The organism is Mesorhizobium sp. L-8-10, assembly GCF_016756635.1.
GTDB lineage: Bacteria > Pseudomonadota > Alphaproteobacteria > Rhizobiales > Rhizobiaceae.
On sequence record NZ_AP023263.1, the window covers coordinates 1 to 19,511 of the forward strand.

Annotated in this window: 18 protein-coding genes; 12 read left to right on the plus strand and 6 right to left on the minus strand. The window is 65.3% G+C overall.

Annotation, left to right across the window (positions count from 1 at the left end):
* Positions 1-100 precede the first annotated feature (100 nt).
* The 7 genes from dnaA to JN280_RS00035 all read left to right on the plus strand — a co-directional run bounded on the left by dnaA (position 101) and on the right by JN280_RS00035 (position 7,128).
* On the plus strand, positions 101-1,639 hold the full coding sequence (gene dnaA / locus JN280_RS00005) for a chromosomal replication initiator protein DnaA (protein WP_202309508.1): 1,539 nt from the start codon (positions 101-103) through the stop codon (positions 1,637-1,639).
* 179 nt (positions 1,640-1,818) lie between these two features.
* Positions 1,819-2,937: a DNA polymerase III subunit beta gene (gene dnaN / locus JN280_RS00010; protein ID WP_202309509.1), complete on the plus strand. Its 1,119-nt coding sequence runs from the start codon at positions 1,819-1,821 to the stop codon at positions 2,935-2,937.
* A 31-nt stretch (positions 2,938-2,968) separates the two neighbouring features.
* Positions 2,969-4,102, plus strand: coding sequence for a DNA replication/repair protein RecF (gene recF / locus JN280_RS00015; RefSeq protein ID WP_202309510.1), 1,134 nt, complete (start codon positions 2,969-2,971; stop codon positions 4,100-4,102).
* 97 nt (positions 4,103-4,199) lie between these two features.
* Positions 4,200-4,961 (plus strand): molybdopterin-synthase adenylyltransferase MoeB, encoded by a 762-nt coding sequence (locus JN280_RS00020; RefSeq protein WP_202314406.1) that lies wholly within the window; start codon positions 4,200-4,202, stop codon positions 4,959-4,961.
* A 9-nt stretch (positions 4,962-4,970) separates the two neighbouring features.
* Positions 4,971-5,456 carry a GNAT family N-acetyltransferase gene (locus JN280_RS00025; protein WP_202309511.1) on the plus strand — a complete coding sequence of 162 codons (486 nt, stop codon included), beginning with the start codon at positions 4,971-4,973 and terminating at the stop codon, positions 5,454-5,456.
* Positions 5,453-6,712: an aconitase X gene (locus tag JN280_RS00030; RefSeq protein WP_202309512.1), complete on the plus strand. Its 1,260-nt coding sequence runs from the start codon at positions 5,453-5,455 to the stop codon at positions 6,710-6,712. Before JN280_RS00025 ends, JN280_RS00030 begins: the two co-directional genes overlap by 4 nt.
* 5 nt (positions 6,713-6,717) lie before the next feature.
* Positions 6,718-7,128, plus strand: a complete 411-nt coding sequence (locus JN280_RS00035) for an aconitase X swivel domain-containing protein (RefSeq protein ID WP_202314408.1) — start codon at positions 6,718-6,720, stop codon at positions 7,126-7,128.
* 320 nt (positions 7,129-7,448) lie between these two features.
* On the opposite strand, the gene JN280_RS00040 is transcribed toward JN280_RS00035, so the two are convergent.
* Entirely contained in the window at positions 7,449-8,450 is a 1,002-nt protein-coding gene (locus JN280_RS00040; protein WP_202309513.1) for a 2-hydroxyacid dehydrogenase, read from the minus strand.
* 161 nt (positions 8,451-8,611) lie between these two features.
* Here JN280_RS00040 and JN280_RS00045 point away from each other — a divergent pair, with 161 nt between their 5' ends.
* Positions 8,612-9,220: an SH3 domain-containing protein gene (locus tag JN280_RS00045; RefSeq protein WP_202309514.1), complete on the plus strand. Its 609-nt coding sequence runs from the start codon at positions 8,612-8,614 to the stop codon at positions 9,218-9,220.
* Between the two features lie 66 nt (positions 9,221-9,286).
* Here the strand turns inward: JN280_RS00045 and irrA are convergent, their stop codons facing one another.
* Entirely contained in the window at positions 9,287-9,712 is a 426-nt protein-coding gene (irrA, locus tag JN280_RS00050; RefSeq protein ID WP_202309515.1) for an iron response transcriptional regulator IrrA, read from the minus strand.
* Positions 9,713-9,941: 229 nt separating this feature from the next.
* Here irrA and fabA point away from each other — a divergent pair, with 229 nt between their 5' ends.
* The 4 genes from fabA (at position 9,942) to JN280_RS00070 (ending at position 14,181) form a co-directional block, all read left to right on the plus strand.
* Positions 9,942-10,457, plus strand: coding sequence for a 3-hydroxyacyl-[acyl-carrier-protein] dehydratase FabA (gene fabA / locus JN280_RS00055; protein ID WP_202309516.1), 516 nt, complete (start codon positions 9,942-9,944; stop codon positions 10,455-10,457).
* A gap of 44 nt (positions 10,458-10,501) precedes the next feature.
* Positions 10,502-11,722: a beta-ketoacyl-ACP synthase I gene (gene fabB, locus JN280_RS00060; protein WP_202309517.1), complete on the plus strand. Its 1,221-nt coding sequence runs from the start codon at positions 10,502-10,504 to the stop codon at positions 11,720-11,722.
* A gap of 12 nt (positions 11,723-11,734) precedes the next feature.
* Positions 11,735-12,547 (plus strand): enoyl-ACP reductase FabI, encoded by an 813-nt coding sequence (gene fabI, locus JN280_RS00065; protein ID WP_202309518.1) that lies wholly within the window; start codon positions 11,735-11,737, stop codon positions 12,545-12,547.
* A 107-nt stretch (positions 12,548-12,654) separates the two neighbouring features.
* Positions 12,655-14,181 carry a putative bifunctional diguanylate cyclase/phosphodiesterase gene (locus JN280_RS00070; RefSeq protein WP_202309519.1) on the plus strand — a complete coding sequence of 509 codons (1,527 nt, stop codon included), beginning with the start codon at positions 12,655-12,657 and terminating at the stop codon, positions 14,179-14,181.
* Between the two features lie 12 nt (positions 14,182-14,193).
* Here the strand turns inward: JN280_RS00070 and JN280_RS00075 are convergent, their stop codons facing one another.
* The 4 genes from JN280_RS00075 to corA all read right to left on the minus strand — a co-directional run bounded on the left by JN280_RS00075 (position 14,194) and on the right by corA (position 19,477).
* Positions 14,194-15,210, minus strand: a complete 1,017-nt coding sequence (locus JN280_RS00075; RefSeq protein WP_202309520.1) for a class I SAM-dependent methyltransferase — start codon at positions 15,208-15,210, stop codon at positions 14,194-14,196.
* 215 nt (positions 15,211-15,425) lie between these two features.
* The gene (gene pnp, locus JN280_RS00080; protein WP_202309521.1) at positions 15,426-17,573 is read right to left on the minus strand and encodes a polyribonucleotide nucleotidyltransferase; all 2,148 of its coding nucleotides are present in this window, start codon (positions 17,571-17,573) and stop codon (positions 15,426-15,428) included.
* Positions 17,574-17,949: 376 nt separating this feature from the next.
* Positions 17,950-18,219, minus strand: a complete 270-nt coding sequence (gene rpsO, locus JN280_RS00085) for a 30S ribosomal protein S15 (RefSeq protein WP_202309522.1) — start codon at positions 18,217-18,219, stop codon at positions 17,950-17,952.
* Between the two features lie 163 nt (positions 18,220-18,382).
* Entirely contained in the window at positions 18,383-19,477 is a 1,095-nt protein-coding gene (gene corA / locus JN280_RS00090) for a magnesium/cobalt transporter CorA (protein ID WP_202309523.1), read from the minus strand.
* Between the last annotated feature and the right edge of the window lie 34 nt (positions 19,478-19,511).

A 19,511-nucleotide genomic window follows, 5' to 3' on the forward strand; every position in this document is an offset into this window, starting at 1 on the left:
AAAGCGACGGCGGGCCAAGGTCTTGCGAGGAAAAAAGCCGGATACGCGCGGCGGAAGCGCCAAGCCGGCACGAAATGGTACCAACAACGGGGATTGCCAGATGCAGAGCGGCATTGAAAGGGAAGCCAAGGCGGCCTTTCCTTTTGAACGGGAATTTGTCGGAGAGTTCGATGCGGCGAACTCCGAAGCGGCCGAAAAGATCTTCGAACGCGTGAAGACCCAGTTGCGGGCCCGCCTCGGCGGCGAGGTCTATTCGAGCTGGTTTGCGCGCATGAAGCTCGCCGAAGCGTCCAAAGGGCTAGTCAGGGTCTCGGTTCCGACGGCGTTTCTGCGCTCCTGGATCAACGGCCACTATCTCGATCTCGTCACGGAAATCTGGAAGCAGGAACGGCCCGACGTCCTGAAGGTGGAGTTCGTCGTCCGCTCGGCCACGCGCGGCGCTCGGCCCGCGCCCGACGCCGAGGACACAGCGGCCCGCAAGGCGGCGAAGCCCCACACGGCCCTGGGATCGGGGACCCTGGCGAGCGCCCGGCCCGAACGGCCCACGGGCATGCGCCCGAATGCAGCCGAGACCGATGCGCGCCAGCGGCTGCTCGGCTCGCCCCTCGACGCCCGCTATACATTCCAGTCCTTCATCGAGGGCTCGTCTAACCGGGTCGCCTTCGCCGCCGCCCGAGCCGTGGCGGAGCAGGCGCCGAACGCGGTGCGCTTCAACCCGCTCTTCCTCCACGCCACCGTCGGCCTCGGCAAGACGCATCTGTTGCAGGCGATCGCGGCCGAGTCGCTGAAGCGCAACCCGCAGTCCCGGGTCGTCTACCTGACGGCGGAGTATTTCATGTGGCGCTTCGCCACCGCCATCCGCGACAATAACGCGCTGACGCTCAAGGAGCAGCTTCGCGACATCGACCTCCTGATCATCGACGACATGCAGTTCCTGCAGGGCAAGTCGATCCAGCACGAGTTCTGCCACCTGATCAACATGCTGCTCGACAGCGCCAAGCAGGTGGTGGTGGCGGCCGACCGGCCACCGGCGGAGCTGGAATCGCTCGAGCCCAGGGTTCGTTCGCGGCTCAACGGCGGCGTGTCGCTGGAGATGTCCACGCCCGACTTCCCCATGCGGCTGGCGATGCTCCAGCAGCGCCTGGCCGGCGCCAAGGCCGAGGACCAGTCGCTCGATATTTCCGACGAGATCCTGGGCCATGTCGCGCGCACCGTAACCGGATCGGGCCGCGAACTGGAGGGAGCCTTCAACCAGCTCCTCTTCCGCCAGTCCTTCGAGCCGCAGATCACGATCGAGCGGATCGACGAGATCCTCGGCCATATCTACCGTTCGGGCGAACCCAAGCGCGTCCGCATCGAAGACATCCAGCGCATCGTCGCGCGCCACTACAACGTCTCCAAGACCGAGCTTCTGTCCAACCGGCGCACGCGCACCATCGTCAAGCCGCGGCAGGTGGCCATGTACCTGTCGAAGGTCATGACGCCGCGCTCGCTGCCCGAGATCGGCAGGCGCTTCGGCGGCCGCGACCATACGACCGTGCTCCATGCCGTGCGCAAGATCGAAGACCTTTCAGGCGCCGACAACACTCTCGCGCAGGAGCTCGAGCTGTTGCGCCGGTTGATCACGGACCAGGCCTGACGACGACCGAAACTCCGTTATCCCCAGAAAGCCCGCGGAACGGCCTCAAGCCTATCCGCGGGCTTGCGTTCGGGGATGTTTTGCTGTCATTTTGCTTCGATTCTGTGCCATTCGCAGCCTTTCTCGGCATGGCCTATGTCCGGAAATGAAATGTCAGTCTGAAGCGAGATCGGCCCGTCATGCGTGTGGTCCTTGAACGTTCGAACCTCCTGAAGTCCTTGAACCACGTCCACCGCGTGGTCGAGCGGCGGAACACCATTCCGATCCTGTCGAACGTGCTGCTCGCGGCATCGGGCGCCAGCCTGGAAATGAAGGCCACCGACCTCGATCTCGAGATCACCGAGGCGACCGCGGCGGTCGTCGAACAGGCCGGCGCCACGACCGTGCCGGCGCATCTGCTCTACGAGATCGTGCGCAAGCTGCCCGATGGGGCGGAGGTGATGCTCAAGACCGACGAAGACGGCAACGCAATGTCGGTCGTTTCGGGCCGTTCGAGCTTCCGTCTGCAGTGCCTGCCGCAGTCGGACTTCCCGGAGCTCTCGGCCGGATCCTTCTCGCACATCTTCCGGCTCGAATCGCCCGCCCTGAAGGGCCTGATCGAGAAGACCCAGTTCGCGATCTCGACCGAGGAGACGCGTTATTATCTGAACGGTATCTACCTGCACACGCACGAGGCCGGCGGCAAGCTGAAGCTGCGCTCGGTGGCGACGGACGGCCACCGGCTGGCCCGCGCCGAAACCGACGCCCCGGCCGGCTCGGAAGGCATGCCGGGCATCATCATCCCGCGCAAAACCGTCAGCGAGCTGCAGAAACTGGTCGATGATCCGGATGTGCCGGTGACGGTGGAACTCTCCGAAACCAAGATCCGCCTCACGGTCGGCAGCGTCGTGCTCACCTCCAAGCTGATCGACGGCACATTCCCCGACTACCAGCGCGTCATCCCGACGGGCAACGACAAGCAGCTCGTCATCGACCGGCAGAGCTTCGCCGCGGCCGTCGACCGCGTCTCCACCATCTCCTCCGAACGCGGCCGCGCCGTGAAGCTGTCGATCGACGACGGCCAGGTGACCCTGGCCGTCAACAATCCGGACTCCGGCAGCGCGACCGAAGAGCTCGCGGCCGACTATTCCGCCGATGCGATCGAGATCGGCTTCAACGCCAAATATCTGCTCGACGTCACCGCCCAGCTCTCGGGCAGCGAGGCGAAATTCATGCTGGCCGATGCGGGCTCGCCCACCCTCATCTACGATACGGCTGACGACAATACGCTCTACGTGCTGATGCCGATGCGCGTCTAGGGCACACGCAACGTGACCGGCGGTCCGGCCCATGCCGGAACAACAGACCCATATAAGTAAGCTATCGCTTACGAATTTCCGGAACTATTCCGCCGTCACCCTGGCCTTGCGGCCTGGCGCGGTCGTGTTTACCGGCGACAACGGCGCCGGCAAGACCAATCTGCTCGAAGCGATCTCGCTGCTGACGCCCGGAAAGGGCATGCGGCGTGCCTCCTATGCGGAGGTCGCACGCGAAGGCGGCGGCAACGGCTTCGCCGTGCATGCCACGATCGAAGGACCGCTCGGCGCCTGCGATATCGGCACCGGTACGGCGACCGGGCAGGAATCCGGACGCAAGGTGCGTATCAACGGCGCGACGGCGAAATCGGCCGAGGAAATGCTGGACTGGTTGCGGGTGACATGGCTGACGCCGGCGATGGACCAGCTTTTCACCGGACCGCCCGGAGATCGCCGCCGCTTCCTCGACCGGCTCGTCCTGGCGACGGACCCCGGCCATGCGCAGCGCGCCATCGACTACGAGAAGGCGATGCGAGGACGCAACCGGCTGCTTGCCGAGGACGCGCGCGACGGCAGCTGGTTCGAGGCGATCGAAGCGCAGATGGCCGAGATCGGCACGGCCATCGCCGCGGCGCGAGCCGAGGCCGTGCGCCTGCTGTCGGCCATGATGGAGCGCCTGCCTGACTCAGGTCCGTTTCCGCGCGCTTCCGTTGCGGTTTCGGGCATCCTGGAAGACCGGCTCGGCGTCAAGCCGGCGGTCGAGGTCGAGGAAGAGTACCGTGCCTTGCTCCGCGAGGGCAGGTGGCGAGACCGCGCCGCCGGGCGCACGCTCGACGGGCCTCACCGTTCGGACCTGATCGTGCGCCACGCGCCGAAGGACATGCCGGCCGAACTGTGCTCCACCGGCGAGCAGAAGGCCCTGCTGATCGGCATCGTGCTGTCGCATGCGCGTCTGTGCGGCGAGGTCTTCGGCTCAGTGCCGATCCTGCTCCTGGACGAGGTTGCGGCGCATCTCGACGCCGGCAGGCGCGCCGCGCTCTTCGCCATACTGGAAGAACTCGACTGCCAGGCCTTCATGACCGGCACCGACCCCGTGCTGTTCTCCAGCCTGGAGGACAAGGGCCAGTTCCTGACGGTCGCCGGCGGCACCGTGTCCGAAACACGCTGACACATACATCAACGTCCTGAAAGGCGTCGCGTCGAATCGGATGTCGTTGTCCCGAAACCGGTTCCCACGTTCGGGCGACATGCTCTATGTTCGCCACATGAACAGCCCGACCGTCCTGTCATCAGAGGAACTCGAACGTTATGCGCGCCATATCGTGCTGCCGGAGATCGGCGGCCCGGGCCAGCAGCGCCTCAAACGCGCCCGGGTCCTGGTGATAGGCGCTGGAGGCCTCGGCGCGCCGGTGCTCCAGTATCTCGCCGCCGCCGGTGTCGGCACGCTCGGTGTGATCGACGACGACACGGTGTCGCTGTCCAACCTGCAGCGGCAGGTGATTCACGACACCGAAGCGCTGGGGGCGGCAAAGACGCAAAGCGCTGCAGCCGCGCTTCGGCGCATCAACCCCAACACGACGGTCGAGACGCATGAGATGCGGCTCGATGCGGCAAACGCCACGGGGCTCGTCGCGGCCTATGATCTCGTCGTCGACGGCTCCGACAATTTCGAAACCCGCTATCTGGTCGCGGACGCCTGCGCTGAGGCGCAGCGGCCGCTGGTCCATGCCGCCGTCGGGCGCTTCGACGGCTCGGTCACCGTGCTCAAGCCGTACGAAACCGATGCGACCGGCCGCCGGAACCCTTCCTATCGCGACCTCTTCCCCGAACCGCCGCCTGCCGGACTCGTCCCGTCCTGCGCCGAAGCCGGTGTGCTTGGTGCACTAACCGGCGTGATCGGCAGCCTGCAGGCCGTGGAGGCGATCAAGCTGATCACCGGCATCGGCGATCCGCTGATCGGGCGGCTGCTCCTCTATGACGGGCTCGGTGCACGCTTCGACATCGTCCGCTACAAGAGCCCGGCCTGAGTGTCCGCCATGCAGACTGACGAGATCTCGATCGTTCCCCTGCCCGCGGGCTTCGAGCGCTGGGACGAACTGCTCGGCCTCATTCGCCGGTCCTTCGCCCCGATGGATGGGGTCATCGATCCGCCATCCTCCGCCCATCGGCTGACATCCCTGTCGCTCGAAGCCAAGGCGCGCGAGGAAACAGCCTTCCTCGCCACGGTCGCGGACAGGCTGGCAGGGTGTGTCTTCCTCGCCGATAATGGCAGCCATCTCTATCTCGGCAAGCTCGCGATCGATCCGGCATTCCAGGGCCAAGGCGTCGGCCGGCGTCTGGTCGAGGCCGCGGAGGATCACGCCCGCGAGCTCGGCCGGACCGCGGTCGAGCTCCAGACCCGGATCGAGCTCACCGCCAATCACGCCGTCTTCGGCAGACTCGGCTTTCGCGAGACCGCGCGCACCGCGCATCCGGGCTACCGGCGGCCGACCACCATCACCATGCGCAAGGAACTCGGGTGAGCGTTGTCCTGACAGCGCAAGAGCAGGAAATCGCCGCCGGCCGCGACGGACCAGGAGCGACCATGGCCATGCGCATCGTCGCCGACAGCGCCAGTCTTCTCGGTGCGCCGCGGCTGATTCCGATCGTTTCGGCGCATATCGACGGTGCCCTCTATCACGGCGATTCGGGCACGCTCTTCGCCGAGAAGCTGGTCGAAGGCGGCGCCAGGGTCGTGGTGCGTGCAACCCTCAATGTCGGGGCGCTGGACCTCACGGGCTGTTCCAGGGTGCGGCTCGCCGAACCCGCGCGCGGCATGGCGCGCCGCATGATGGACGCCTACCGGGCCCTCGGCTGCGAGCCGAGCTGGACCTGCGCACCTTACCAGGCCGGGCATCGCCCTGCCCGCGGGAGCGACGTCGCCTGGGGCGAATCCAACGCCGTCGTCTTCTGCAACTCCGTGCTCGGCGCACGCACCAACCGCTACGGCGATTTTCTCGACATCGCCTGCGCGATCAGCGGACGCGCGCCCGACCACGGGCTGCACAAGCCCGAGAACCGGCGGGCGACGCTGGCCGTCGACGTCGGCGCCCTGCCCGCCGGATTCCTGCAGTCCGAGATCGCATGGCCCGTGCTCGGCAGCCTGTACGGCCGCGAGGTCGGCAACGCGGTTGGCGTGGTGACCGGGATCGGCCATGATCCGGGCGAGGACGCGCTCAAGGCCTTCGGCGCGGCGGCCGCGTCATCCGGCGCGGTCGGGCTCTTCCACATCTCCGGCGTAACGCCCGAGGCTCCCGACCTGGCCACGGCGCTGGGTGGCATGCCGCCCGAGGCCACGATCACGGTCACGCCAGCCATGGTCCTGGAGGCGCAGTCCAGGCTCTCTACCGCCGGGCGCCCCGACATGATCGATGCGGTCGCCATCGGCAGCCCGCATCTGTCGCTGACCGAATTCGACCGGCTCGAGGCGCAGATCGCGGGCCGGCGCCTGGCCGTGCCGCTCTATGCCTGTACCGGCCGGCACGTGGTTGCGCATCTCGACGCCGATGGCCGCCGGCGGCGCCTCGAATCGGCCGGCGTGACCGTCGTTGCCGACACTTGCGTCGTGGTGACCCCGATCCTCGCGGACCATCCCGGCGGCGTGCTGATGACCAATTCGGGCAAGTTCGCGCATTATGCGCCGGGGAATACGGGCTACGAGGTTCTTTACGGATCGCTCGCCGACTGCGTGGAGAGCGCGGTCTCCGGCCGGCCGATGATCTCGGAGCGTTTCTCGTGACCGCCATGCGCGCCGATATCCTCGTGCCGGGGCCGCCCGCGGAAGGCGAAGGGCTCGCGCTTTCCGCGCCGATCAGCTTCTGGGGTGGGGTCGACCCGAAGTCCGGGCGGATCGTCGACGTGCGCCATCCGCAACATGGTGCGTCGATCGGGGGCTCCGTGCTCTTTCTGCCTGACACGATCGGCTCGTCATCGGCCTCGGCCGTGCTGCTGGAACTCGTCCGTGGCGGCAAGGCTCCGGCCGCGATCGTCATGCATCAACCAGATGCGATCCTGCTCCTCGGGCTGATCGTGGCGCGCGAGATGGGATGGGCCGGACCGATCGCGCTCCGCCTCGATCGCGATGCCCATGGCCGGTTCGCCGGGCGGTGCGTTTCGGTCACAGCCGACGGGATGCTGGCTTTGTCCTCGCTGTGAGCTCTATCGGCGCAAAGGATCACGTCTTGATGACCCTCCTTGACGCCGGCAACGGCAGAGCCGATTTTCTGACGCATCGTCTCACCTTCGAAGACCTGCGCCGGCAATATCGGCGGATGGCATTTTTCTCGGCCATGAGGCCGGTCGGGACATGCAACCCGGCCAAGAAATGTACCGCGCCCGAAAACCGGCCCGTCCTGTAAATTTCCAGTTGTTTACAGGACGAGAACCGATCCTCCAGGCACGAAAGCCAGGCGGGCCGAGGGGCCGCGTCAGCGATCGAGGTCAGGTGGATGCGTCAGCATCCTGTACCGTTGGCATCAGACCCGGTTGGGCAACACGCGGTCGGGTGGCCTGTGGCCGTCGAAGAAGGTGCGGATGTTGATGATCACCTTCTCGCCCATGTCGATGCGGCCTTCGATCGTGGCCGATCCCATATGCGGCAGGATCACCACCTTGCCTTTGGCGGCGAGCTTCAGGAGCTTCGGATTGACGGCGGGCTCGTGCTCGAAGACGTCGAGCCCGGCGCCGGCCAGCTTGCCGTCCTGGAGCATCTGGATCAGCGCGTCCTCGTCGATGATGTCGCCGCGCGCCGTGTTGACGAGATAGGCAGACGGCTGCATCAAAGCCAGCCGGCGGGCCGACAGGAGATGGAAGGTCGCCGGCGTCGAGGGGCAATTGACCGAGATGATGTCCATGCGGGCAAGCATCTGGTCGAGGCTCTCCCAGTAGGTCGCTTCCAGTTCGTCCTCGATCGCCGGGGCGACATGATGGCGGTTGTGGTAGTGGATCGACAGGCCGAAGGCCTTGGCGCGGCGGGCCACGGCGGTGCCGATGCGGCCCATGCCGACGATCCCCAGGCGTTTGCCCCAGATTCGCCGGCCGAGCATCCAGGTCGGCGACCAGCCGGCCCAATGGCCGTCGCCCTTGAGCACATTGGCGCCTTCGGTCAGGCGCCGCGGCACGGTAAGCAGCAGGGCCATCGTCATGTCGGCCGTGTCCTCGGTGAGCACGTTCGGCGTGTTGGTGACGGTGATGCCGCCCTTGGCGGCGGCGGCCACGTCGATATTGTCGACCCCGTTGCCGAAATTGGCGATCAGTTTCAGATTCGGGCCCGCTTGCGCGATCAGCGCCGCGTCGATCCGGTCGGTGATGGTGGGCACCACGACATCCGCCTCCTTGAAGGCGGCGACCAGTTCCGGCTGGCTCATCGGGCGGTCGTCGACATTCAGCCTGGCGTCGAAAAGCTCGCGCATGCGCGTTTCCACCTGGTCGGGCAGCTTGCGCGTGATGACGACCAGGGGCTTTTTCCTGCCGGCCATTGTTCCCTCGGTTCAGGACCTTGTTCAGACCTCTTTAACCAAGACCGGCCAAACTTGAAACCGGCCTCGGTGTGCCAGCCTGTGTAACAAGCGGCCGGGCCGAAGACAAAGAAAAAGGCGCCCCAACCGGGTGACGGTCAGCGCCGAGCGTGTGTAGAGGTATGAAGGTGTCTGGTTCATTCCGCATGGTTGTCGGCGCGACCCTGCTTTGCGCCGTCGTCGCCGCGCCGGGCATGGCTGCTCAGGAATCACCTGCCATTGCGGCCGCTTCCGGAGCGGCGGCACCCACTCCCCCGACGCCGCCAGCGAGCACACAGGATGTCCCCCGCGGCGCGAGCGGCCTGCCGCTGCCGCGTTTCGTCAGCCTGAAGTCCGGGCGGGTCAATTCGCGCATCGGCCCGGGCCTGAACTATGCCGTCGACTGGATGTATCTGAAGCCCGGCCTGCCGATGGAGATCATCCAGGAATATGACAACTGGCGCCGCGTCCGCGATTCCGACGGCGCCGAAGGCTGGATAAACCAATCGCTGCTGTCCGGACGCCGTACCGGCATTGCCGCGCCCTGGCAGCGGGGCAAGGACGCGCGGATCTCCCTGCTTTCCCGGCCCGAGGAGGGCGCCGGCACGGTCGCTGTGATAGAGCCTGGCGTTATCGGAACGATCCGCAGTTGCAACGGCGAATGGTGCGAGATGAGTTTCGCCGGCCACTCCGGCTGGCTGAGCCAGGGGCTGGTGTGGGGCGCCTATCCGGGCGAGACCATCAAGGACTGACGCCGGCCGCATCGAGCCGGGGCGGCTATACGAGCATCTCGACGACGGGCGTCGCGATTGCGGCCATCACCGCTTCGGCCGCAGCCTCACGACTATGTCGACGTTGACGATCTCCATGCCCTCGGGAGGCTCGGGCAGATTGACCACACGCACCGGGCCCTGCTCGATGTCGTACACCTTGTTCTCGCCTTCGACGAAGAAGTGATGGTGGTCGGAGGTATTCGTGTCGAAATAGGTCTTCGCGCCTTCGACGGCCAGGATGCGCAGCAGGCCGGCTTCGGTGAACTGGTGCAGCGCGTTGTAGACCGTCGCCAGCGACACCGGCACGCCGGCGGCCAGCGCCTCCTCATGCAACTCCTCGGCCGACAGATGACGATCGCCCTTGGCGAAAAGCAGATCGGCGAGCGCGACTCGTTGCCTCGTCGGCCTCAGCCCGGCATCACGCACGCGTTTTTCCACAGACACCACTTGCTTTCCTTCGAGCGGATGCATCTATCCGTATTGTCCCTCGCCTGGTCGGATCGACGACCAATTCCCGAGCAGATTATTCTCGACCCTTTGTGACATATATTCGGTCGTCGTCAGGCGATCAAGCGCGGCACGTTGACCGCCGCCGGCTCTCAATATAAGCGCAGACGGCGGTTTCCGGTGACGAACGGACTGTGCTAGGGAACGAGGCCAACAGGGCGTTGCGCCGCCCATCGCGACGGGGAAGATTTTGATGCCGGAACGGAAGAATGCCTTCGGCTACGAGGATTTGCTTGCATGCGGCCGAGGGGAGCTCTTCGGGCCGGGCAATGCCCAGCTGCCGGCGCCGCCGATGCTGATGTTCGACCGGATCACCGAGGTCCAGGAGGAAGGCGGCGAATTCGGCAAGGGGTTCATCCGCGCCGAGCTCGATATCCGGCCGGACCTGTGGTTCTTCCCCTGCCATTTCATCGGCGACCCGGTCATGCCCGGCTGCCTCGGCCTCGATGCGCTGTGGCAGATGAGTGGCTTCTTCCTCGGCTGGCTCGGCGAACCCGGCAAGGGTCGCGCCATTTCGACCGGCGAGGTCAAGTTCACGGGCATGGTGACGCCGGCGACCGAAAAGGTGGTCTACGGCGTAGACTTCAAGCGCGTCATGCGTGGCCGGCTCGTCCTGTCGATCGGTGACGGCTGGCTGCAGGCCGACGGCGAGACCATATACAAGGCCAGCGACCTCAGGGTCGGCCTGTTCAAGCAGGCAGCCGCCTGACGGCCCCGGGGCCGCCGGCGCGCGTCGCAACCATGGAGTGATAGATGAGACGAGTAGTAGTCACCGGCCTCGGTATCGTGTCATCCATCGGCAACAACGCCGCCGAGGTCGAAGGCTCGTTGCGCGACGCCCGATCCGGCATCAGCTTCTCCGAGGAGTTCGCCGCCCACGGCTTCCGCTGCCAGGTCTGGGGAGCTCCGACGCTCGATCCGACCGAGCTCATCGACCGTCGCGCGCTACGCTTTCTTTCCAAGGGCGCGGCCTGGAACCATGTCGCGATGGATCAGGCCATCGCCGATGCCGGTCTTGCCGAGACCGACGTGACCAACGAGCGCACCGGCATCATCATGGGTTCGGGCGGCCCGTCGACACGGGCCATCGTCGAGGCCGCGGACATCACCCGCGAGAAGGGCGGTCCGAAGCGCGTCGGGCCCTTTGCCGTGCCGAAGGCCATGTCCTCGACGGCGTCGGCAACGCTCGCCACCTGGTTCAAGATCCACGGCGTCAACTATTCGATCTCCTCTGCCTGCTCGACCTCGGCGCACTGCATCGGCAACGCCTATGAGCTGATCCAGTGGGGCAAGCAGGACATGGTCTTCGCCGGCGGACACGAGGATCTCGACTGGACCATGTCGAACCTGTTCGACGCCATGGGGGCGATGTCGAGCAAATACAACGACCGCGCCGCGCTCGCCTCGCGCGCCTATGACGTCAATCGCGACGGCTTTGTCATCGCCGGTGGTGCCGGCGTGCTTGTTGTCGAAGAGCTCGAGCATGCCAAGGCGCGCGGCGCCAAGATCTATGCCGAGATCGTCGGCTACGGCGCCACATCGGACGGCTACGACATGGTCGCGCCGTCGGGCGAAGGCGCGGTGCGCTGCATGCGCCAGGCGCTCACCACCGTTTCGGGCCCCGTCAACTACATCAACACCCACGGCACTTCGACGCCGGTGGGCGATTCGAAGGAGATGGCAGCGATCCGCGAGGTGTTCGGCGACAAGATGCCGAACGTCACCTCGACCAAGTCGCTGACCGGCCATTCGCTGGGCGCCGCCGGCGTCCAGGAATCGATCTATTCGATCCTCATGATGCAGGGCCGCTTCATCGGAGAGAGTGCCCATATCGAGGAGCTCGATCCGGAATTCGAAGGAATGCCGATCGTCCGCAAGCGCATCGACGACGCGCGCATCGACAGGGTGCTGTCGAACTCCTTCGGATTCGGCGGAACCAACGCGACGCTGGTGTTCCAGCGCTACGACGTCTGAGGCTCTTCACACATGGAAGCATTGATGAAAGGCAAGCGCGGCCTCGTCATGGGGGTCGCCAACGACCATTCGATCGCCTGGGGCATCGCCCGCCGGCTCGCCGACCATGGCGCCGCCATGGCCTTCACCTATCAGGGCGAAGCCTTCGGCAGGCGCGTCCGGCCTCTGGCCGACAAGGTCGGCGCATCGCTGGTCCTGCCCTGCGACGTCGAGGACAGCGCATCGATCGATCAGGTGTTCGAGACCCTCGACAAGGAGTGGGGCGGGCTGGACTTCGTGGTCCATGCCATCGGCTTCTCCGACAAGAACGAGCTGAAGGGCCTCTATGCGGACACCAGCCGTGAAAATTTCGTCCGGACCATGGTCATCTCCTGCTACTCCTTCACCGAAATCGCCAGGAAGGCCGCCGCGCTGATGTCCGAGGGCGGCAGCATGATCACGCTCACCTATGCCGGCTCGGTCCGTGTCATGCCCAACTACAATGTCATGGGCGTCGCCAAGGCCGCCCTCGAGGCGAGCGTGCGCTACCTCGCCAACGATTACGGCCCTCGCGGCATCCGGGTGAACGGCATATCGGCCGGGCCCGTGCGCACCTTGGCGGGTGCCGGCATCTCCGATGCCCGCTATATGTTCTCCTATCAGCAGCGCAACTCGCCGCTGCGGCGCCCGATCACTCTGGAGGAGGTCGGTGGATCCGCGCTCTATCTCCTGTCGGACCTGTCGTCAGGCGTCACCGGCGAGATCCACTATGTCGATTCGGGCTACCATATCGTCTCGATGCCCACGCTGGATGAGTTGAAGAAGAGCGACGAAGAGCGCGACTGACAACCCGGAAAGCTCCAGCGAAGCTGTTGCCTAAAATTGAAGCAATAGGACGAAACGGAATTTAACAGGCGCTGCGTTAAGTCCTTCGCCAGTCGAAGGGATTTTTCATGCCGGCCCAACACCCCAACCGGAGCCCAGTCTTCCGGCTCATCACCATCGCGGCTTCGGGCCTGGGCAGTTTTGTGCTCGGCCTGTGGGCGTTGAGGCTCGGCTTCGGCAATGATCTCGCTGCCATGTCGGCCCCGGCGGTGGGCGCCGTCGTCGCAGCGCTTTGCGCCCTGGCTTCGGGCGGCGCGGCCTTCTCCTTCTTTGCCGGGGTCGACGAATCAAGAAGCTATGTCTTCAAGGAGACCCAGGTCGACAAGCTGACAGGCCTCAACGGGCGCACAGCCATGTTCGGCCGGATCGCCGAAGCCGTCTCGGCCTCTATCCGCACCGGCAGGCCCGCTTTCCTGATCGATATCGACATCGATCGCTTCCTGCAGATCAACGATTCCATCGGCTACGTGCAAAGCGACGAGCTGGTCGCCGCCTTCGCCGAGCGGCTCAAGGCAAGCCTGCCGGCCGGGGTCCAGATCGGCCGGATCGGTGCAGGCGAATTCGCCGTGATCCACCCCGACGGCGACGCCACCTTCAATCTCGAACGCGCGGTCGAGCGGCTGATAGAAAGGATGACGGAACCTTATCCGTTGAAGACGCATCTGCAGTCGGTCAAGGTCTCGGTCGGCATCGTCGCCATCCCGAAGGACGGGCGCGACCCTGTTTTGCTGCTGCGCCGTTCCAATCTGGCGCTGCAGCATGCCCGAATGACCGGCCTCTGCGGCTGGAGCAGCTTCCAGCCCGAGATGGGACAGGTGGCCGACTACCGCCAATGGATCGAGGCGGAACTGCACACGGCCTTCGAGCGCGGCGACTTCGACCTGCACTACCAACCGCAGCTCGATCTCATGTCGGGCCGCATCATCGGCTACGAGGCGCTGATCCGTTGGTCGCATCCGGAGCGCGGCATGATCCCGCCGATGGAATTCATCCCCATCGCCGAGGAGACCGGCATGATTGCGTTGATCGGCGAATGGGTCCTGCACAAGGCCTGCAGCGATGCCCGCCATCTGCCCGACGACTGTTTCGTCGCAGTGAACATCTCGCCCGTGCAGTTCATGACCAAGGACTTTCTCGGCGTCGTCCGCAAAGCGATCGAGACCACCCGCATCAAACCCTCACGGCTCGAACTTGAAATCACCGAGACGGCCATGATGCAGGATCGCGACCGTGCCGCCGCGATCCTGAAGGCATTGTCGGAAATGGGAATTTCGGTCGCCGTCGACGATTTCGGCACAGGGTACTCGAATCTGAGCTACCTGATCGATTTTCCCTTCCACAAGCTGAAGATCGATCGCTCCTTCGTCAGCCGCATCGACACCGACAGCAGCACCGGCGCCGTGGTCTCGACGATCGTCGGCCTGTCGCGGGCGCTGGGCGTCCACACCATCGCCGAGGGTGTGGAGACCGAAAACCAGGCGACCCTGCTGCGCGCAGCGGGATGCGAAGTGGTCCAGGGCTATTTCTACGGAAAGCCCGCCCCGCTGGTCATCCGGCAGGGGATAGCAGCGGCGGCCCACCAGACGCTCCAATAGGACCAGACAAGGTCAGCGGCGGGCGGCCAGCACCTTGAAACCACCGTTGCGCGTGATTTCCCACCAGTCGGCGAAGTCCGCGCGCAGCGTGTCCTCGTAGGGCAGCGGACGATTGGCGACCAGGAAAAGCCGGCCGCCTTTCTTCAGCGCCCTGCCCGCTGCCCGAATGAGGTCCTGCCCGATGCCCGGATCGGCCGCCCGTCCCTGATGGAATGGCGGGTTCATGACAACAGCATCGTAGCGCTCGGCGACCGGTTCCGATGCGAGATCATGCCAGAAGAACCGGGCCGGCCGTCCGAGATCGGCCAGGTTGCGCTTCGCCGCTTCCACGGCTTCGAAATCCGCGTCGTAGAGGTCGATGGCGCGGATCGCCGGAAAGCGGCGAGCCGCCTCGGCCGCCAGATATCCCCACCCCGCGCAGAAGTCCGCAGCGGCACCGGACAGGTCGCCGGGGAGGTTCTCCGCGAGAAGGCGCGATCCCACGTCAACCCGGTCGTGGGAAAACATGCCCGGCATGGTGTGAAACCGTCCCTCCACAAGGTCCCCCTCGTTGCCGGCGCGCAGCGCGGAAACCAGTTCGGCCGGCTCTGCCGGACGGCGGAACCAGAACACAAGGCCGTGGTATTTCGGCTCCTGGCCATCGAGGGCGGCCAGGGCGGCGACGCGCTTGCGGAGGCTGGCTATGCCGTCGCCCTTGGCGCCCGCCACCATCACCAGGCCGCCAGGAGACACGCGCTGGACGGCCTCGGCGATGCGCGCCTCGTTCTCGCCGCGGTGGCGCCCACACAGCACCAGCGCCAGGGTGTAGTCCGTGCCCTCGGCTCTCGGCGCCACGCGATAGCCGGCGCTCTGGAGAGCGCGGAAGAACGGTCTGAAGCCCTGCACGGCCGTCAGCTCCGCCGAAAAGCCTTCGGGAAGCCGAAAACCGGGCTCGGCGCCGAGGAAGAGCACCCGTCCGCCGACACCAGGCACGGAAAGCATGCCTGCATCGAACGGGTGAAGAAGGGTCTTCAGCGAATCGCGGCTCATGGTTCCTGCCCGAAAGCGACCGCCTGAGGCGGCTCCAGGGATTGGACAGCATCCCATGCGCGCCTAAAAGGGCGCGCGGCGCTGTCATGTCTCAACGTGCGTCCCTTGCGCGCCTAAGGGGGCGCGCGGCGCTCTTGTGAAAACGGGCGCGTCGCAGCGACGCGCCCGTTCGACGATCGGCCTTCAGTGGTCCGGCATTGCCGGACCGAAAAGGATCAGGCGGCGGTCTCTTCGCCTTCCTGACGCTTCTCCCTGGCGATCTCCTTGCCGGTCTGCTGGTCGACGACCTTCATGGACAGGCGGACCTTGCCGCGCTCGTCGAAGCCCATCAGCTTGACATAGACCTTGTCGCCTTCCTTGACGACGTCCGTAGTCTTCTGCACGCGCTCGTTGGCGAGCTGCGAGATATGGACCAGGCCGTCGCGCGGGCCGAAGAAGTTGACGAAGGCGCCGAAGTCCGCGGTCTTAACGACCGTGCCTTCATAGATCTCGCCGACCTCGGGCTCGGCCACGATGGTGTGGATCCACTTCTTCGCCGCCTCGATCTCCTTGGCGTTCGACGAAGCGATCTTCACCGTGCCGTCGTCCTCGATGTTGATCTTGGCACCGGTCTTCTCGACGATCTCGCGGATGACCTTGCCGCCGGAGCCGATCACGTCGCGGATCTTGTCGGTCGGGATGTGCATGACCTCGATGCGCGGCGCGAACTCGCCCAGTTCCTTGCGGCCTTCGGTGATGGCCTTGGCCATCTCGCCGAGGATGTGGAGGCGGCCGTCCTTGGCCTGGCCGAGGGCGACCTGCATGATCTCCTCGGTGATGCCGTCGATCTTGATGTCCATCTGCAGCGAGGTGATGCCATTGGCGGTGCCGGCCACCTTGAAGTCCATGTCGCCGAGATGATCCTCGTCACCGAGGATGTCGGAGAGCACAGCGAAGCGCTCGCCTTCCTTGATCAGGCCCATGGCGATGCCTGCGACCGGCTTGGCCAGCGGAACGCCGGCGTCCATCAGCGCGAGCGATGTGCCGCAGACCGTGGCCATCGAGGACGAGCCATTGGACTCGGTGATCTCCGAGACGACACGCAGCGTGTAGGGGAACTGCTCCGCGCTCGGCAGCATCGGATGGATGGCGCGCCAGGCGAGCTTGCCGTGGCCGATCTCGCGGCGGCCGGGCGAACCCATGCGGCCGGTCTCGCCGACCGAATAGGGCGGGAAATTGTAGTGGAGGAGGAAGGTCTCCTTGTACATGCCGGTCAGCGCGTCGACGAACTGCTCGTCTTCGCCGGTACCGAGCGTCGCGACCACGATCGCCTGGGTCTCCCCGCGGGTGAACAACGAAGAGCCGTGCGTGCGCGGCAGGATGCCGACTTCCGAAACGATGTTGCGGACGGTCTTGAGGTCGCGACCGTCGATGCGGGACCCGGTGTCGAGGATGTTCCAGCGCACGATCTTGGCCTGGAGCTCCTTGAACACGGTAGCGACCTGCTCCGGCGACCACTTCGGCGCCTCCTCGCCCTGCGGCGCGAAAGCTTCCTTGACCTTGGCCTTGGAGGCGTCGACCGCGGCGTAGCGCGCCTGCTTGTCGGTGATCTTGTAGGCCGCGCGCAGGTCGTCCTCGGCAATCTTCAGCATTTCGGCTTCGAGGTCGCCGTAGCTCGGCGGGGTGAAGTCGCGCGGATCCTTCGCGGCGACTTCAGCCAGCTTGATGATCGCCTCGATCACCGGCTGGAAAGCCTTGTGGCCGAACATGACCGCGCCGAGCATCACGTCTTCGGCCAGTTCCTGGGCCTCGGATTCGACCATCAGAACGGCTTCGCTGGTGCCTGCGACGACCAGATCGAGCTTCGATTCCGGCATCTCGTCGAGATGCGGGTTGAGAACGTACTGGCCGTTGATATAGCCGACGCGGGCGCCGCCGATCGGGCCCATGAAGGGCACGCCTGAAAGGGTCAGCGCGGCCGAGGTCGCGACGATCGAGAGGATGTCCGGATCGTTCTCGAGGTCATGCTGGACGACGGTGACGACGACCTGGGTGTCGTTCTTGTACCCCTCGGCAAAGAGGGGGCGGATCGGGCGGTCGATGAGCCGGGAAACCAGCGTTTCCTTCTCGCTCGGGCGACCTTCACGCTTGAAATAGCCGCCCGGGATCTTGCCGGCGGCATAGGTCTTTTCCTGGTAGTTGACGGTCAGCGGAAAGAAATCGAAACCCGGCTTAGGCTCCTTGGCCGAGACGACGGTGGCGAGCACGACGGTCTCGCCATAGGTGGCGAGCACCGCGCCGTCGGCCTGACGCGCGATCTTGCCGGTCTCCAGGGTGAGCGGACGACCGCCCCACTCGATTTCCACTTTGTGGTGATTGAACATGTCTTGTCCTTCATATGCGGAAAGGGCCGCGCGGACATGCCGTGCAGGTGCCCCTTCCCCTGGCTTCGTTCGGCGCCCGTCCCTCGAAGGTTCCGACCCTTCGGCGGACGATGCGCTGCTGCAGTTCGAAACCCGTCGGGGATGCGGACATGCCGCATGGCCGGAAGGTTCCGGGACAAGCCACGGGCAAGACAACGGGAAGTCCTGTTGGGAGGCGACAGACGCCCGGGCTTCCTGCAATCCTGCCCCATGACCGGTCCATGGGCGGCTCCGAAGGTTCCCCTGAATTCCGGAGCCGGGGCGGGCTGTGCAACTATGCCAGCCCGTATGCGCGACCGGCGGGCCTTCCCAGGGAAGACCCGCCGGCCGGTTTTTCTTAGCGACGCAGTCCGAGCTTCTCGATCAGCGTCTGGTAGCGCGCCTCGTCCTTTCGCTTCAGGTAGTCGAGAAGGCTGCGGCGCTGGGAGACGAGCTTGAGGAGACCGCGGCGGGAGTGGTTGTCCTTCACGTGTCCCTTGAAATGCTCGGTCAGGTTCTTGATACGCTCCGAGAGAATGGCAACCTGGACTTCCGGCGAGCCGGTATCGCCCTTGGCAGTTGCAAATTCGGTCAGCAGAGCCTGCTTGCGTTCGGCAGTGATCGACATCGGATGTTTCCCTTTCGATCTGGAGGAATGAAGTCGCCCGAGGCCGGGATGTCGTCCAGCCGGGGCCAATGGACATGACGCAACCTTGCGCAATGTTGCGGCGCGTATAGTCCAATTCGATCGGAAACGCCAGACCAATTCCGCAATTGGCCGAACAGCCCCCTCAGAGCCACTTTTTCCATCGGAACAGACCGACCAGCGCTATGGCGACCAGTGCCATGAAGCCGAGGGCGACAGGGTATCCGTAGTAAGCCTCCAACTCCGGCATGTTCCACGGCGAAGCTTCGGGATCGAAATTCATGCCCCAGATGCCTACCAGGAAGGTCAGCGGAATGAAGATCGACGAGACTATCGTGAGAAAGCTGATGACGTCGTTGGTGCGCGCCTGAATCAGCGACAGGTGCATGTCGATCAGGCCAGTCACGACGTCGCGATTGGTCTCGACGATCTCGATCAGCCGGATCGCGTGGTCGAGCGTGTCATTGAGATAGAGCCGCGTCTCGGGGTGGACGAAGCGCACATCCGCGCGCATGAGCCCTGCCAGTGCATCGCGCAGCGGCCAGAGAGCCCGCTTGAGCGCGATCATATCGCGCCGCAATCCATGGAGTTCCGCCAGATGACGCTTGTGGACGGTGCCGAGCATCTCGTCCTCGATGCGTTCGATGGAGTCGGCACGGGCATCGAGGATCGGAAAATAGCTGTCGATGACGGCATCGACCAGCGCATAGGCCAGATAGTCGGCCTTGCGTGTGCGCAGGCGCTGCGCCGTAGGGGCTTCGATGCGCTTGCGCACCGGCCCGAAGGGATCGCCTTCCCGCTCCTGAAAGGTCACGACGAAATCGTCGCCGAAGAAGAGCGAGATCTGCTCGTAGCGATGTGCCTCGGGGTCGTCGATCATGTTGACGACGACATAGGCATGGTCATCGAAGAAATCCGCCTTGGGACGCTGGCCGGTGTTGACCGTGTCCTCCAGCGCCAGGGGATGCAGCCCGAATATGGTGCCGATGTCCCGGATCAGGTCGACATTGCCGAGTCCGATACAGTCGACCCAGACCAGAGGCCATTCCGCCCGCAGGCGCCTGATGTCGTCGATGCTGACGTCGTCGAAGAAGCCGACGCCATCAGGCGCGAGCGCGGTCAGGCAGAGCGTCGGCTGCGGCGCGGCGGGATCGGCGACCAGCGTTCCCGGCGCCGCCCCCACCGGCGACCGCTTGACCCTGTTGCGCAGCCGCCTGTTCGACGCCTTCGATCTGGCCATTTCTCATCGTCCCCTTGATCGGCGCAGACGATAG